The 14,875-nt window shown below is 67.8% G+C and carries 11 protein-coding genes; 4 read left to right on the top strand and 7 right to left on the bottom strand.

Going from position 1 to position 14,875, the window contains the following annotated elements; genetic code table 11:
- The first annotated feature begins 277 nt into the window (after positions 1 to 277).
- Positions 278 to 3,547: a C45 family peptidase gene (locus I3V78_RS23250; protein WP_204490645.1), complete on the top strand. Its 3,270-nt coding sequence runs from the start codon at positions 278 to 280 to the stop codon at positions 3,545 to 3,547.
- A gap of 58 nt (positions 3,548 to 3,605) precedes the next feature.
- Here I3V78_RS23250 and I3V78_RS39425 read toward each other — a convergent pair whose 3' ends face one another.
- Entirely contained in the window at positions 3,606 to 4,886 is a 1,281-nt protein-coding gene (locus I3V78_RS39425) for an immunoglobulin-like domain-containing protein (protein ID WP_239576546.1), read from the bottom strand.
- Between the two features lie 172 nt (positions 4,887 to 5,058).
- Here I3V78_RS39425 and I3V78_RS23240 point away from each other — a divergent pair, with 172 nt between their 5' ends.
- Together I3V78_RS23240 and I3V78_RS23235 are read left to right on the top strand one after the other, a co-directional pair.
- On the top strand, positions 5,059 to 5,601 hold the full coding sequence (locus I3V78_RS23240; RefSeq protein WP_204490644.1) for a prolyl hydroxylase family protein: 543 nt from the start codon (positions 5,059 to 5,061) through the stop codon (positions 5,599 to 5,601).
- A gap of 92 nt (positions 5,602 to 5,693) precedes the next feature.
- The gene (locus I3V78_RS23235; RefSeq protein ID WP_204490643.1) at positions 5,694 to 6,809 is read left to right on the top strand and encodes a WD40/YVTN/BNR-like repeat-containing protein; all 1,116 of its coding nucleotides are present in this window, start codon (positions 5,694 to 5,696) and stop codon (positions 6,807 to 6,809) included.
- Between the two features lie 5 nt (positions 6,810 to 6,814).
- Here the strand turns inward: I3V78_RS23235 and I3V78_RS23230 are convergent, their stop codons facing one another.
- From I3V78_RS23230 to I3V78_RS23210, 5 genes are all read right to left on the bottom strand, one after another.
- A complete protein-coding gene (locus I3V78_RS23230) occupies positions 6,815 to 8,158 on the bottom strand; it encodes a cytochrome P450 (RefSeq protein ID WP_204490642.1) in 1,344 nt (447 codons plus the stop codon).
- Positions 8,159 to 8,203: 45 nt separating this feature from the next.
- Positions 8,204 to 8,605, bottom strand: a complete 402-nt coding sequence (locus I3V78_RS23225) for a LytTR family transcriptional regulator DNA-binding domain-containing protein (protein WP_204490641.1) — start codon at positions 8,603 to 8,605, stop codon at positions 8,204 to 8,206.
- A 68-nt stretch (positions 8,606 to 8,673) separates the two neighbouring features.
- Entirely contained in the window at positions 8,674 to 9,252 is a 579-nt protein-coding gene (locus I3V78_RS23220) for a hypothetical protein (protein ID WP_204490640.1), read from the bottom strand.
- Positions 9,253 to 9,540: 288 nt separating this feature from the next.
- Positions 9,541 to 9,927, bottom strand: a complete 387-nt coding sequence (locus I3V78_RS23215) for a carboxypeptidase-like regulatory domain-containing protein (protein ID WP_204490639.1) — start codon at positions 9,925 to 9,927, stop codon at positions 9,541 to 9,543.
- A gap of 16 nt (positions 9,928 to 9,943) precedes the next feature.
- Complete coding sequence (locus I3V78_RS23210; RefSeq protein ID WP_204490638.1) at positions 9,944 to 10,684, bottom strand: hypothetical protein; 741 nt, start codon at positions 10,682 to 10,684, stop codon at positions 9,944 to 9,946.
- 477 nt (positions 10,685 to 11,161) lie between these two features.
- Here I3V78_RS23210 and I3V78_RS23205 point away from each other — a divergent pair, with 477 nt between their 5' ends.
- Positions 11,162 to 11,311: a hypothetical protein gene (locus tag I3V78_RS23205; protein ID WP_204490637.1), complete on the top strand. Its 150-nt coding sequence runs from the start codon at positions 11,162 to 11,164 to the stop codon at positions 11,309 to 11,311.
- A gap of 37 nt (positions 11,312 to 11,348) precedes the next feature.
- Here I3V78_RS23205 and I3V78_RS23200 read toward each other — a convergent pair whose 3' ends face one another.
- Positions 11,349 to 14,813: a methylmalonyl-CoA mutase family protein gene (locus I3V78_RS23200; RefSeq protein WP_204490636.1), complete on the bottom strand. Its 3,465-nt coding sequence runs from the start codon at positions 14,811 to 14,813 to the stop codon at positions 11,349 to 11,351.
- Positions 14,814 to 14,875: the final 62 nt, after the last annotated feature.

The raw sequence follows: 14,875 nt of genomic DNA, 5'->3' as shown, positions 1-14,875 counted from the left end.
CCGCGGACGGCGCCGGGGCCTCCCGGGCAACGCGCGGCGCGGAGACGGTGGGAGCCACGTGCGCGGTGCAACCGACGCACAGCAGGAGGGGGAGCCAGGAGGAAGAACGCACTGGGCGCGCAGCATGGCTCGAAATTTCGTGCGGAACAAAGCAAAGCGTGCTCGGGGGCAGGGCACCCAGGCAAGCGGGCCATACCCGGAGCGAGGCCTGACCCATCCCAGCGGTGAGACGGGTCGGGTTGACGTCCCGGGGCGGGGACGCGAAAACCCTCACCCCATGCGTTCCTTCCCTCCGTCGTCGTCCCTGCTCACCGCCTGGCTGCTGTCCACCGGAGCGCTCCTGCCCATCGCGGCCCACGCGGGCGGCGCCGTGGCCCTGCCCAACGCGGGCTTCGAGGAGCGCGCCGCGGCGGGGCTGCCCACGCAGTGGAGCGTGGCGGGCACGGGCCGGGTCATCTCCAGCACGGACGGCAAGAGCGAGGGCGCGCGGGGCCTCGTCATCGAGCACCCGGCCGCGGGCGCCGAGACGACGGTGGAGTCCCAGCCGGTGAAGCTCCAGGTGGGTCGGCTCTACCGGCTCAGCGCGTGGGTGCGCACCCGGGGCGTGCACGCGGACGCCCAGGCGCGCTACCCCACGGCGATTGGCGCGTGTCTGTCCATGAAGAGCTTTCCCTTCACCAACTGCTCGCCGTCGCCCGGCGCCGAGCAGGAGGGGCGGGTGTCGGTGCTCTTCTTCGCCATCCAGTCCGAGGACACGGTGCGCCTGCACCTGGGCCGCAACGGCGCGGCCACGGGCTCGGCGTGGTTCGACGACGTGCGCCTGGAGGAGGTGGACGACATCACCGAGTACATCCCCCTGGAGTCCGTGCGCTGGGCGGGCAAGGGCTTTCGCTACGACGACGGGGGCTGGAAGTACATCCACATCGAGGGCGAGCCCCACGAGCGGGGCATGCAGTACGGCGAGCTCGTGGCGGACGACGTCGTGCGCTACATGGAGAAGCTCGGCACGCTCAAGAACAAGCAGGACGCGGCCAACGGCTGGGCGCAGACGCGGCTGCTCACCGACTCGCTCTTCCTGCGCAAGTACGAGCCCGAGTTCCTCGAGGAGATGCGGGGCATCGCCGACGGGGTGAACCAGGCGGGCGTGAAGTTCAAGGACCGGGAGCTGGACCTCCTGGACATCGTGGCGCTCAACTCGGCGGTGGACCTGGGCCAGCTCGAGTCCGCCAACCGCGTGAGCGCCACGGCGCTCTCCGGTCGCACCTTCCTCAAGGCCGAGGACGAGGCGGCGCGCGCGGGCGAGGGGGACCATTGCTCGTCCTTCGTGGCCACGAAGTCCGCCACCAAGGATGGCCGCCTCATCATGGGGCAGATCTTCATGTGGAACGGCTACACGGGCGTGCACTGGGACGTGATGCTGGACGTCAAGCCCACGCGCGGCCACCGCTTCGTCATGCAGACGTTCCCCGGCGGCATCCACAGCGGCGCGGACTGGTACCTCAACGACGCGGGCGTGGTGATGGGCGAGACGACCGTGGGCCAGACGCCCTTCGATCCGGACGGCACGCCGCAGAGCAACCGCATCCGCAAGGCCGCCCAGTACGCCGGGTCCATCGACGACGTGGCGCGCATCCTCCAGGAGAACAACAACGGCCTGTACTCCAACGACTGGACGCTCGCGGACACGAAGACGGGGGAGGGCGCCTGCTTCACGCTGGGCACCAAGACGTCGCGCATGTGGCGCACCGGTGACGCCACGCACGCCTCGGACACGCCCGGCAAGCTCGTGGACTTCATCTGGGCCAACAACAACAACCGCGACCTGGAGGTGCGCAAGGAGTCCGTCGCCAACCCGCTCAACGCCCCCGTGGACCTGGCCTTCAACACGTGGAACCGCGACATCGCCTTCCAGCAGTACTTCGAGAAGCACGGCCAGGGCGGCATCGACCTGGACAACGCCATCCGCATGCTGGCCTCCAGCCCCATCAACCGGCCCCACGCCTGCGACGGCAAGCTCACCACCGAGGAGATGGCGCGCCAGCTCATGTTCCTCGCGCACTACGGCAAGACGACCCAGCGCGAGAAGTGGGTGGGCAGCCGCTACATCGCGGACCTGCCCGGCGCCACGCCCCACCTGACGCTCGGCTACACGACGTTCAGCCCGCTCTACGTGACGGACAAGCTCCAGGCCGCCCGGGCGAAGCGGGCCGCGGAGGCCGCCAATGCGTCCGAGCCCAAGCGCGACGCCACCAAGCTCAAGGAGGCGCTGAGCTTCGACAAGAAGGCCCTGTGGGCCAACACCGTCTTCCCGGCCTCGGACGGGGAGAACTGGCTGGTGAGCGGCACGGCGGCCTACTGGCACCAGCTCCAGGCGCTGCCGGCCACGCCCGACAAGGCCCTGGACGCCCAGCGCGATGCCCTGGCCGAGCTCAACGCCCGCTACCTGTACCTCACCGCGCGCGAGCCGGACGTGGTGCCCGTGGCCGCGCGCACCGCGTATGACCGCTACGGCGCCTACGCCCTCCCGCGCATCAAGGGCACCTTCCTCCTGCACCAGATGAGGCTGCTGCTCGGCAACACGGCCTTCTCCAAGGTGATGCGCGCGGTGCACGAGCGCTTCGCCCAGAAGGACATCACCACCCAGGACTTCATCCGCACCGCGTCCGAGGCGGCGGGCCGGGACCTGGCGCCCTTCGTGAAGCAGTGGGTGGAGCGGAGCGGGCTGCCCGCGCCGCGCGTGACGGCCAGCGTGGCCCCGGGCCCGAAGGGCGAGGACGTGACGCTCACGGTGGAGCAGGGCGGCACGCCCTACCACTTCGTCACCACGGTGGAGCTGGTGAGCGCCAAGGGCTCGACGCTCGAGCGCGTGGAGGTCAAGGGCCCGAAGGACACGTTCACCTTCTCCGTGGCCGAGCGGCCCCTGCGCGTGGTGTTCAACCCCACCAACGACATCCCCGTGCCGCGCGAGCGCTTCCAGGTGCTGTCCAACGCGCTGGACGACTTCGAGCACCTGCTCTTCGTGCACGGCACGGCGCGGGGCGTGGAGGCGGCGCGCACGCTGAGCCTGAACTTCCGGGACGTGGTGGCGGACGCCTCGACGGATCAGGTGGCCCCGCTGCGCACGGACGCCGAGGTGACGGACGCGGAGCTGGCCTCCAAGGACTTGTTCGTGCTCGGGAGCCTGGAGGACAACGCGCTGGTGGCGCGCCTGGTGGCGGACAAGAAGCTGGCCGTGGAGGCGGGCCTGCGCTTCTTCAAGTGGCGGGGCCGCACGTACGGCAGTCCCGAGGATGGCCTGGCGGTGGCGCTGCCCAACCCCTACAACGCCAGGCGCACGCTCTACCTGTACCTGGCCAACAGCGGCCTGGAGCTGTGGCACATGACGCGCGCCTTCCAGCCGGGAAAGCTCCAGGGCTGGGCGCTCTTCAAGGGCGGCGAGGTAAGCGCCAAGGGCTTCCACGACACGGACGCGCTGCGCGTGGACCTGCCCCCGGCGCCGCCCGCCCCCCAGGTGAAGCCGCTCACCACGACCGAGGGAGACCTGTGAAACGAAACAGGGGCGACGGTCCAAGACCGTCGCCCCTGGCCTCACGCGCCCGCGCCAACTACCAGGGGCAGTTGACCACGTTCACGGTGCGCGTCACGGTCGGGGCCTTGTTGCCCGAGTCATCGCGCACGTCGTAGCGCAGGGTGTACGTGCCTGGCGCCCAGCTGTTGATGTCGCCCGTGCGCGTCACGGTGGCGCTCAGGTCGCCCGCGCACGCATCGCGCGACTCCACGCCCGGATCCACCCACTGGCTGCCACAGGTGTGCGTGATGGTCGCGCTGCCCTTGAGCTTGAGCGTCGGCGCGTTGCGGTCCAGCACGTTCACCGTGCGCAGCGTGTCCACCGTGTAGCCGGGGCGGTTCCAGGCGATGTACTGGATCTGGTACGAGCCGGCCTGGGACGTGTTCGGGCCCGGGCCGTGCGCGTCACTGCCCGAGTTGAAGGAGTGCACCTCCACCGGGCCGCACGCATCCCACGCCCGCGCGCCGGGCTCCTTCCAGGTGTCCACGCCGCACTCGAGCGTCACCTCGCGGCTGCCGGTGAGCACGAGCGTGGGCTTGTTCTCGTCCACGCAGGCGTTGCCCGGCAGCTCGTAGGTGATCTCCAGCTTCGGGCGCCGCGAGGTGTCCGCGTGCTCGCGCGAGTAGTAGTGGGTCTTGTACCCGCCCGAGCTCAGCCGCAGGCTGATCTTGCGGTCTCCCTGAAGCTCTGCCTGAACGACGCTGGCCAGCGCGGGCTCGGTGTTGATGCCGACCTGCTCTCTGGGCAGGGTGTCGTACCAGAGCCACCAGAAGCCCAGCCGGGCCTCCTCGGCGGCGGGCCGGTTGTTCCAGGTGAGCGTCGACTCGTTCCAGGTGTCATCCTTCACCAGCTGGGTGTAGACGTTGCCGTCCCCGCCGTACGCGAAGCCGCCATGGGCCGTCGCCTGGAGCGTGGCGGAGAGCACCCGCGCGTTGGCCGGCAGCGTGCCGAGATCGAAGCGCAGGAAGGCCTCCTGCGGCTGCACGCTCCACGAGGGCCACAGGGGGCACACCGAGAAGGACGTCGTCGTGCCGAAGTTGAGGGTGGGGGAGTCGGCGCGCACGAACGTGTCCGCCACGGGCTCGAGCACCACCGTGGTCTGCGCGAGCGCCTGCTCGGGGATCTCGAGCTCGCCCGTGGGCACCGGCACCGGCATCGCGCCTTCCTCCGTGCGCAGCGCGCTGGCCGACACCTCGGCCTGCTCAGACGCGGTCTCCGCCGAGGGGCCGCAGGCGGACGTGGCCAGCAACAGCACGGTGGGGAGGGTGAGCTGCGGGCGGGAAACGAACCACGGGGACCGCGCGGCGCGACGCTTCATGGGGGACTGCCCTTTCGACCGAGGGACTGTCCACTTTACACAGGGCGTTTGGTCTCCAAAGGGGGTGTGTCTTGAAATGCATTGCGTCATTCCCTTCGAATTACATGTTTAGATTGGCTTTCGTGCTGACAACCCGCCGCAACCCAACACCCGCGTGGGACAGGGACCGACCATGATCGAGAAACAGCCCCTCGCCGAGGGCGTCTTCACCCTGGAGGGCTTCCTGTCGGCGGACGCCTGCGCGGAGTTGATCTCACTCGCGGAGGCGCGGGGGTTCTCCGCCGCGGCGGTGCGGACCGCGTCCGGGCCGCAAGCCCTGAGCCACATCCGCAACAACGATCGGCTGGAGCTGCGCGAGCCGGCGTGGGCCGCGCGCTTCTGGCGCCAGCTCGAGGGCCTGGGCCTGCCGGAGGTGGAGGGGCACCGGGCGCGCGCCCTGTCCTCGTGGTTCCGCTTCTACCGCTACGTGCCCGGCCAGCGCTTCCGAATGCACAAGGACGGCCGGCTCCAGGAGGACGGCCTGGAGAGCCGCCTGACGTTCCTGCTCTACCTCAACGACGACTGCGCGGGCGGCGAGACGACCTTCAAGACCTTCGCCGTCGCGCCCCGCCAGGGCTCGGCGCTGCTGTTCGTGCACGAGACCTGGCACGAGGGCAGCGCGCTCACGTCGGGCACCAAGTACGTCCTCCGGTCGGACGTGCTCTATGGACCCTGAGCCACTCGCACCCGTCGTATGGCCTCCCGAAATTCGGGCTTTCGCGCCGGTGTTTCCCCGACGCGAGTCCTTTCGGAGAAACGAGGCCTTCCATGCTTCCCCGCGTCCGCGCGCCCGCCGCGCTGCTGCTCTCCTGTCTGTTGCTCTCGACGCTGTTGCTCTCCTCGGGGGCCCTCGCCCAGCAGGCCCCGGGCCTGGAAGTGGTCCACACCAACACCACCCACCGCTTCCTGGCCGTGGCGCCCTCGGGCACGGCGTACGCCCTGAAGCTGGATGACTCCAGCCGCAACCTCTACGTGAGCACGGACGGGGCGCGGACGTGGAGCTACAAGGGCCGCACGCCGCTCGGGGGCTCCTTCCACGTCGTCACCGTGCTCGCGGACGGCACGCTGCTGGCCGACACGGAGCGCTCGGGCGCCCACTATCTCGCCCGCTCCAGTGACGGCGGCGCCACGTGGACCGAGGTGCTCTCGCTGGGCAACTACCGCCTGCTCACCTCGCGCAACATCGCGGAGCTCGACGGCACCGTGTACCTCCTCGAGTACCAGGCCTTCACCGCCCAGAACGCCCCCATCCGCCTGTACGCGAGCGGCAACCGGGGCCGCACCTGGCGGGTGAAGCAGACCTTCGAGGGCCACCGGCACGGCCACGGGCTGGCCGCGGACCCGGCGCACCACGCGCTCTGGGCCTTCTTCGGCGACAACATCCAGCAGTCGGCGATCCTCCGCTCCACCCAGGCGGGCAGCGCGTGGAAGCGCGTCATCTCCGGGCAGAACGGACTCGTCGTCACCAGCGCGGTGCTCCCCGATGGCTCGCTGCTCTATGCCCAGGACATCAACTGGCTGCCGGGTCGGCCCTACATCGTCCAGCTCGCGCCGGATGGCACCTACGTCCAGTTGGAGGCGCTCTCGGGCGCGGCCTACTCCACGTACGCGGTGCGCGCGGGCGGCTTCGTGGCGGGCATCGCCCGGGAGCCCCTGGGGGATGCGTATGATCCCGCCGAGACCCAGGCCCACGTCTGGGCGAGCCTGGACGGGGTGGAGTGGCTGGACGTGCTCCAGTACCCCCGGCTGGATCCCAACGAGAACGTGCGCGCCGACGTGTACGACGAGCTGCCCTCGGGCCTGCTGGTGCTCCAGTTGCAGAACGTCCAGGGCTTCGGGCCGGGGGGCTGGGGCTACCAGCTCGTGCGCTTCGTGCGGCCCTGAGGCGCTCACTCCCGGGCGCGCACCCGGACCTTCACCCCGTGGCGGGGCCGCAGGGTGATGGAGGGCAGCAGCTCCACCGCGTCGTCCGGCGCGCGCTCGAAGCGGAAGCGCTGGGCGAGCGTGGCCAGCACCAGCCGGGCCTCCATCAGCGCGAAGCTCATGCCGATGCACAGCCGGGGGCCGCCGCCGAAGGGGAACCACGCGAAGCGCGGCAGGCGCTGCTCCAGGCCGTCGCGCCAGCGCTGGGGCCGGAAGGCGAGCGGCTCCTCGTACAGGCGCGCATCGCGGTGCACCGTCCACGGGTTCATCATCATCACCGAGCCCTTGGCGATGGGCCAGCCGTCCAGCTCGTCCGCCTCCAGCGCCTCGCGGCCGATGGACCACGCGGGCGGGTAGAGCCGCAGGGCCTCCTTCACCACGGCCTCGGTGAAGGGCAGGGCGGCCAGGTCCTCCAGCGCCGGCGCCCGTCCCCCGAGCACCGATTCCAGCTCCGCGTGCAGCGCGGCCTCGGCCTCCGGGTGGCGCGCCAGCAGGTAGAAGCAGAAGGCCAGGTTGATGGACGTCGTCTCGTGTCCGGCGAGCATCAGCGTCAACACCTCGTCGCGCAGCTGCTGATCGCTCATGCCCTGGCCGTTCTCGTCCTGGGCGTTGAGCAACATGGACAGCAGGTCGTCCGTCTCGCCGCCCGCCTCGCGCCGCCGCCGGATGAGGCCCGCCACCAGCGTGTCCAGTTGATCGATCGCCGCCCGGTAGCCGAGGTTCTCCGGGGTGGGCAGCCACTCGGGGAAGATGAGCGCCTGCAGCCGGGCGAAGTGCTCCATGATCCGCGCCAGCGCGGGACCCACGGTGTCGGCCCCGTCGTCCAGGGACAGGCCGAACAGGCTCTGGATGACGATGGCGAGCGTCAGCTCCATCATGTCCGCGTTGACGTCACGCACCTCGCCGTCGCGCCAGAGGCCGACCTGGCGCCGCGCGTGCGTGGTCATGATGCGCCCATAGGCGGCCAGGCGCTGGCGGTGGAAGGCGGGCTGCATGAGCCGCCGCTGGCGCAGCCAGGGCTCACCGTCGTTGGTGAGCAGGCCCCGGCCGAGCAGCCGGCCGCCCATCACCTCGCGCTGGAAGGCGTCCTTGGCGTACTTGCGGTGGCGGGTGACCAGGACGTGCTCGATGTGCTCGGGGCGCTGGAGCACGTAGACGCGGTTGCCCAGCATGTTCACGCACACCACGTCGCCATGGTCCCTGGGGCAGGACTCGATGAAGCCCAGGGGGTCGCGCGTGTAGTCGAGCATGTGGCCGATGATCGGCAGGGCGCGGGGACCGGGAGGACGGGGGGCGCGGGACGGGTTCATGCCCGAAGCTTGCTGCCGCGCGCCACGACACGCCAGCACTCCCGCTCACGCCATGTCCAGCAGGTGCCTCGCCCGGTCGCGGTAGCCCCGGCTGAGCTTGAGGCCCGTGCCGTCCCGGAGCAGCACCTGGTACTCGCCATGGAAGAGGGGCCGCATCTCGTGGATGCGCTGCACGTTGACGATGGTGGAGCGGTGGATGCGCACAAAGTGGTGGGGATCCAGGCGGCTCTCCAGCACCCGGAGCGACTGGCGCAGCAGGTAGGTGCTCCGGCCCGCGTGCACCTGGACGTAGTCGTCCTCGGCCTCCAGCCAGTCCACCTCGCTCACCGGCACGAAGAGCACCCGGCCAATCTCCTTGATGACCAGGCGCTCCAGGGGCCGGGGCGGCGGAGCGGTGTCCGTCCAGGCAAGGCCAGGGGGTGTCGGAATCCTCGATGTCACGTCCACGTACGCCTCCGCGAGCAGGTGCGAGGGAGGGGTGTATGGGGCCCGCGTGATGGCGGCGTGACGGGGCGTCAGAAGGTGAGGGTCATCTCGTGGAGGATGGAGCTGCAGCCCGTCTTGGAGCCGGCCTCGTTGCCGTCCGTGTCCGCCACGCAGGAGATCTGCCACACCAGACGGCTGGCGGGGTTGAGCTGGGGGAACTGATACGTCTTGGTGGCATGGCCGTAGTTCCTGAAGCCGTGGTGGAACTCCGGCCCCGAGGCGACCACGGGCTGGGGCGCCACGGACACGATGGCGGAGGGGGCGGTGAAGACCTTGTGCCACACGCCGCCCTCGACGCGGGTGGTGCCGCCCACCTCCTGCCCGAAGACGTACATGCCCACCCACAGCTCGGTGTCGCCGTTGCGCAGCTCCATCTCGAAGTCGATGTCCATGTCGGGGCCGTGGCCGGCGAAGTCGGCGTCCCCCGCGACCCGGGGCGGAACGTAGAAGGGGATGTTGTAGCGACCGATCGTCACCGAGGTGAGGCCCTGCGCCGTGGTGGCGGTGGGCTCGGCGGCGGACTCCGACACCTCGGGGGCTTCACCCCCACAGGCCCCCAGGGCGAGCGCGAGCATGGGGAGGACGAGGGTCTTGGCGGACGAGAACATGGAGGGCTCCTGGAGAGGGGAAGGGTGCCACGGACCGGGGGTGTCCCGGCCACGAACGGCACCCTACCGAGGCCCTCGCGACCCGTCGGCCGGTGTTCCGTGAAGCGCTCCCCCCGCGCGGTGAACCGGCCCCAGGCGTCGGTGAACCGTCTTGTTTCCAGGGGCGTTCAGCCCGCCCAGGAGCGATCCCCGGTCTTCTCCTGGAGATATCACGGTGGAAGGAGCGAGCACACAAAGGGCGGGAGCGCCACGTCAGCGTATCCAACCCACCCAGCGCACACTCGGCGTTCACGGATCGCTGATCAACCCGAAGCTGAAACTTGAACTTTCTTCCACGACGTAATCAAGCACAGACCGCACAACCCTGCCTTTTTCCATCGCCAAGTGGGCAGGCAGCTTTTGGGCATCCGACCGAGTCAGCTTCTTCTGGACTCGAAACTCATACCGCCCCTTCTTCAAACATGACAGCTTGAAGCGCCCTCGGGCATCCGAAACAACCTTCTCCTGCTTTTCTGGATTGCTCTCATGAACCGCAACAATCTCTACTCCAGGAGCACGGATGTCCATCTTGGACGTGAGATAGGTGGTTCCCCTGAGCGAAAAGCAGGTTACATCCCGGCGCGTTTCATGCTTCGCATCCGACCAAGCCAGAGAACCACACAGGCTCAATGCCAAACACAACAACCGCCAATCACGGCTTGAACTTGACATAGTCACCCTTGTCTGGATGAAGCCTGGTTTGAATGCTGGGAGGCGGGTATTTGCCATGCTTTAATTTGTAGACATCCGACGTAATCCATCTCCCACCAACTTTCACCTCAACATGCGATCCGCTTAACGCGCCGTAAGTCTCAACGTTGAAGAACGTAGCGATTCCTTGGGCGATGCTCGGCTTAGGCGTATTCTTGGTGTTCAAGGCACGCCAGTAATAGGTGCCCTCGCTGTCTGAGTAGACCCAGTTTGCCACTCCAGCGTTGCAGCCCCAGAGCTTGATAGATGTGCCCTTGCTCGCGAATGTGTTTCGGACGGTCTGCTTGACGGACAAGAGTTGGGTCAACAGGTCGTCGGTGAAAATGGTACCGACTTCTGTCGCCAACACCTTCTCCATGGGAATCCTGTTCTTTTTTTCGTCGTATTCTGCTGCAACGGCGACCCTATGCCGCCCAATGTCCGGATCATGGTAGCCGAGCGACAACGCGGCCCCATACGCATGTGAGAATACGTGCAACTGCTTGATTTTGAATTTACCTTTCACTGTCTTGCTGAAGAAATCGAAGAAGTCTTTCTTTCGTTCGATGGACTGAACCAACATCCGCTCTCGCGGAAACGTTGTCTCAAGGGACTTGGCCAAGTGCTGAGCAAAAACCCCAAAGTCACCCAATTCCGCACCACGGCCGTACAGGATGACGCAACCTTCCTCTGCATTTTTCATGGAACGTTCCTTCTAGTGAGCCACGTTAGCGAGTCGCTGTTACCCATGATTTCTGGCCAAAGGAGGCCGTTTAGTCCGACCGTATCGTATCGAAGCAAGATGACGTGCCGCTGCAACTCACTCACTACTCGGCCACGGCCCCCAAGATTGACTGGCGCCACGTTCTTGTGCGGATGGCTTATTTGCCCCCCCTCTGGTCGATTCCACGATGGATTTGAAGGCAGCTGAGGTTAGTCAAGGACTTAGAGCGGTTGCAAGTGTGACCTGGAATTCGCTTCTGTTGAATACGTCACCGCATCCGTGTTTCCGGAGTCCAGGGAATGGGTCCTGACTAGGATAATTCCCAAGGACTTCATCCCCTCGAGTCGGATGCTCGACGATTCAGGGCGACCTGAACATGGACGACACGCTGCGCTTCGCGGGGGCCGCGAGCATGCTCTACTGATCCACCTGCACGGGCACGATGAGCTCAAGAAGGTGAGCACCAATCTGCTCACGGGGCTCAAGATCACCGAGAAGCTCCGCTACGACGAGAAGAAGGACAAGGACGTCACAATCTCCTCGAAGAGGGAGAAGGTCGCCGTGAAGCGCGCCTTCCTAGAGGAGGTCGACATCTCGAGCTACTGACGGACCCTCGCTCGGACGAGGGCCCGTCAAATCCGCTCTACATGTTGCGCCGGTACTGGCCGCCCACCTCGTACAGGGCGCGCGACAGCTGCCCGAGCGTGCACACCTTGCAGGCCTCCATCAGCGCGGCGAAGACGTTGCCGTTGTCGAGCGCCGCGCGGCGCACGGCCTCCAGCGTCTGGGGCGCCACCTGGGCGTTGCGCTTCCAGAAGGCGTCGCGCGACGCGATGGCGTAGTCCTTCTCCTCCTGGGTGGCGCGGATGACCTCGGGCGGGGTGATGGTGGGCGAGCCCTTGGGATCCAGGAAGGTGTTCACGCCGATGATGGGCAGCGAGCCGTCGTGCTTGAGCGTCTCGTAGTACAGCGACTCCTCTTGGATCTTCGAGCGCTGGTACATGCGCTCCATCGCCCCGAGCACGCCGCCGCGGTCCGAGATGGAGCGGAACTCCGCGAGCACCGCCGCCTCCACCAGGTCCGTCAGCTCCTCCACCACGAAGGAGCCCTGGTTCGGGTTCTCGTTCTTGCTGAGGCCGAACTCCTTGTTGATGACGAGCTGGATGGCCAGCGCGCGCCGCACGCTCTCCTCGGTGGGCGTGGTGATGGCCTCGTCGTAGGCGTTGGTGTGCAGCGAGTTGCAGTTGTCGTTGAGCGCGAGCAGGGCCTGCAGCGTGGTGCGGATGTCGTTGAAGGCGATCTCCTGCGCGTGCAGGCTCCGACCGGACGTCTGGATGTGGTACTTGAGCTTCTGCGAGCGGTCATTGCCGCCGTACTTGTCCCGCATCGCCTTGGCCCAGATGCGGCGCGCCACGCGGCCGAGCACCGTGTACTCGGGGTCCATGCCGTTGGAGAAGAAGAACGACAGGTTGGGCGCGAAGTCGTCGATGTTCATCCCCCGCGACAGGTAGTACTCGACGAAGGTGAAGCCGTTGGCCAGCGTGAAGGCCAGCTGGGAGATGGGGTTCGCCCCCGCCTCGGCGATGTGGTAGCCGGAGATGGACACCGAGTAGAAGTTGCGCACCTTCTTGTCGATGAAGTGCTGCTGGATGTCGCCCATCATCCGCAGGGCGAACTCCGTCGAGAAGATGCACGTGTTCTGCGCCTGATCCTCCTTGAGGATGTCCGCCTGCACCGTGCCGCGCACCGCCTGGAGCGTGCTCGCGCGGATGCGCTCGTACACGTCCCGCGGCAGCACCTCGTCGCCGGACACGCCGAGCAGCAGCAGGCCCAGGCCGTCATTGCCCGCGGGCAGCTCGCCCTGGTAGCGCGGCCGGGGCACGCCCTTCTCCTGGTAGAGGGCGTCGATCTTCTTCTCGACCGCTTCCACCTGGCCTTGGGCGCGGATCCACTTCTCGCACTGCTGATCCACCGCGGCGTTGAGGAAGAAGCCGAGCAGCATGGGCGCCGGGCCGTTGATGGTCATCGACACGGAGGTGGACGGGTCCGCCAGGTCGAAGCCCGAGTAGAGCTTCTTGGCGTCGTCCACGCTGGCGATCGACACGCCCGAGTTGCCCACCTTGCCGTAGATGTCCGGCCGGGGATCCGGATCCTCGCCGTAGAGCGTCACCGAGTCGAACGCCGTGGACAGGCGCTTGGCCGGCATGCCGCGCGACACGTAGTGGAAGCGCTTGTTGGTGCGCTCGGGACCGCCCTCGCCGGCGAACATGCGCGCCGGGTCCTCGTTCTCGCGCTTGAGCGGGAAGACACCCGCGGTGAAGGGGAAGGCGCCCGGGGCGTTCTCGCGCAGGAGCCACGTGAGGATGTCGCCCCAGTCCTCGTAGCGGGGCAGGGCGATCTTCGGCACGCGCAGGTGCGAGAGCGTCTCGGTGTACAGGTCCAGCTCGATCACCTTGTCGCGCACCTGGAACTGGTACTTGCTCGCCGCGTAGCGCCGCTTGGTCGCCGGCCACTCCGCGAGCAGCCGCCGGCAGTCCGGGTGCAGGCGCGACTCCAGGTCGCGGTAGAGCTCCACCAGCTCGCTCAGGTAGGCCGGCTCGCCCTCCACGCGCTCGGTGACGTGCACCACGCCCGAGGTGTCCTTGGGCTCGACGATCTCCAGGCGCTTCTTGCCCACGTTGGCGCGCAGGGCCTCGATGGTGCCGTGCAGCTGGTACATGCGCCGCGCGATCGCCGCCTGGGCGCGCACCGAGCGATCATAGCCCTCGCACGTCTCGACGATCTCCGCGAGGTAGCGCGTGCGGTCCGGGGGGATGATCCACTTCTTCTCGCTCATGCCCGGGGTGAGCGCGAAGCCGGACGTGAGCGGCGCGCCCGTCTTCTTCGCGATGGCGTCGATGAGCGCCCGGTAGAGCTGGTTCATGCCCGGGTCGTTGAACTGCGAGGCGATGGTGCCGTGGACGGGCAGGGCGTCGTCCGGCGTGGAGAAGGCGTTGTGGTTGCGCTTCCACTGCTTGCGCACGTCGCGCAGCGCGTCCAGCGAGCCGCGCTTGTCGAACTTGTTGATGGCGATGACGTCCGCGAAGTCGAGCATGTCGATCTTCTCGAGCTGGGTCGCCGCGCCGTACTCGGCCGTCATCACGTAGAGCGACACGTCCGAGTGCTCGGTGATCTCCGTGTCCGACTGGCCGATGCCCGACGTCTCCACCACGATGAGATCGAACCCCGCGGCCTTGCAGATCTCGATCGAGTCACCCACGTGCTTGGACAGGGCGAGGTTGCTCTGCCGCGTGGCCATGGAGCGCATGTACACGTTGGGGTGGTGGATGGCGTTCATGCGGATGCGATCGCCCAGCAGCGCGCCGCCGGACTTGCGCTTGGACGGATCCACGGACAGCACCGCGAGCGTCTTGTCCGGGAAGTCCGCGAGGAAGCGCCGCACCAGCTCGTCCACGAGGCTCGACTTGCCCGCGCCGCCGGTGCCGGTGATGCCGAGCACGGGCACCCGGGGGCCCTGCACGTCCGCGCGGGCGAGCGCCGCGCGCAGCTGCTCGCCCACCGGGGCGAAGTTCTCCGCGATGGTGATGAGCGAGGCGAGGCGCGAGGACTCGCGCGGCGCGGACGTGCCCATGAAGGGCGCGAAGTCCTCCGAGCGCTTCTCGAAGTCACACTGGGCGATGAGATCGTCGATCATCCCCTGCAGGCCCATGGCCCGGCCGTCGTCCGGGGAATAGATGCGGCTGACCCCGTAGCGGTGCAGCTCCTCGATCTCCGAGGGGAGGATGGTGCCGCCGCCGCCGCCGAACACCTTGATGTTCGCGCCGCGCTCGCGCAGCAGATCGATCATGTACTTGAAGAACTCGACGTGGCCGCCCTGGTAGGACGTGATGGCGATGCCCTGCGCGTCCTCCTGGATGGCGCAGTCGACGATCTCCGCCACCGAGCGGTTGTGGCCCAGGTGGATGATCTCCGCGCCCGAGGCCTGCATGAGGCGGCGCATGACGTTGATGGCCGCGTCATGGCCGTCGAAGAGCGAGGCGGCCGTGACGATCCGGACGTGAAAGCGGGGCTTGTAGGGCGAGGGGACGGTGGGCTGAAGGACTCTCACGCCACCTACAGTAAGAGCCGGGTGAAGACCGAGGCAAGGGATCGCGACGAGGGGATTTCGGC

Origin of the sequence: Archangium primigenium, assembly GCF_016904885.1 — a bacterium.
GTDB classification, from domain to species: Bacteria; Myxococcota; Myxococcia; order Myxococcales; family Myxococcaceae; genus Cystobacter; species Cystobacter primigenius.
The sequence above is the reverse complement of the archived record's forward strand: the minus strand, read 5'-3'. Positions and strand labels throughout refer to the sequence as shown.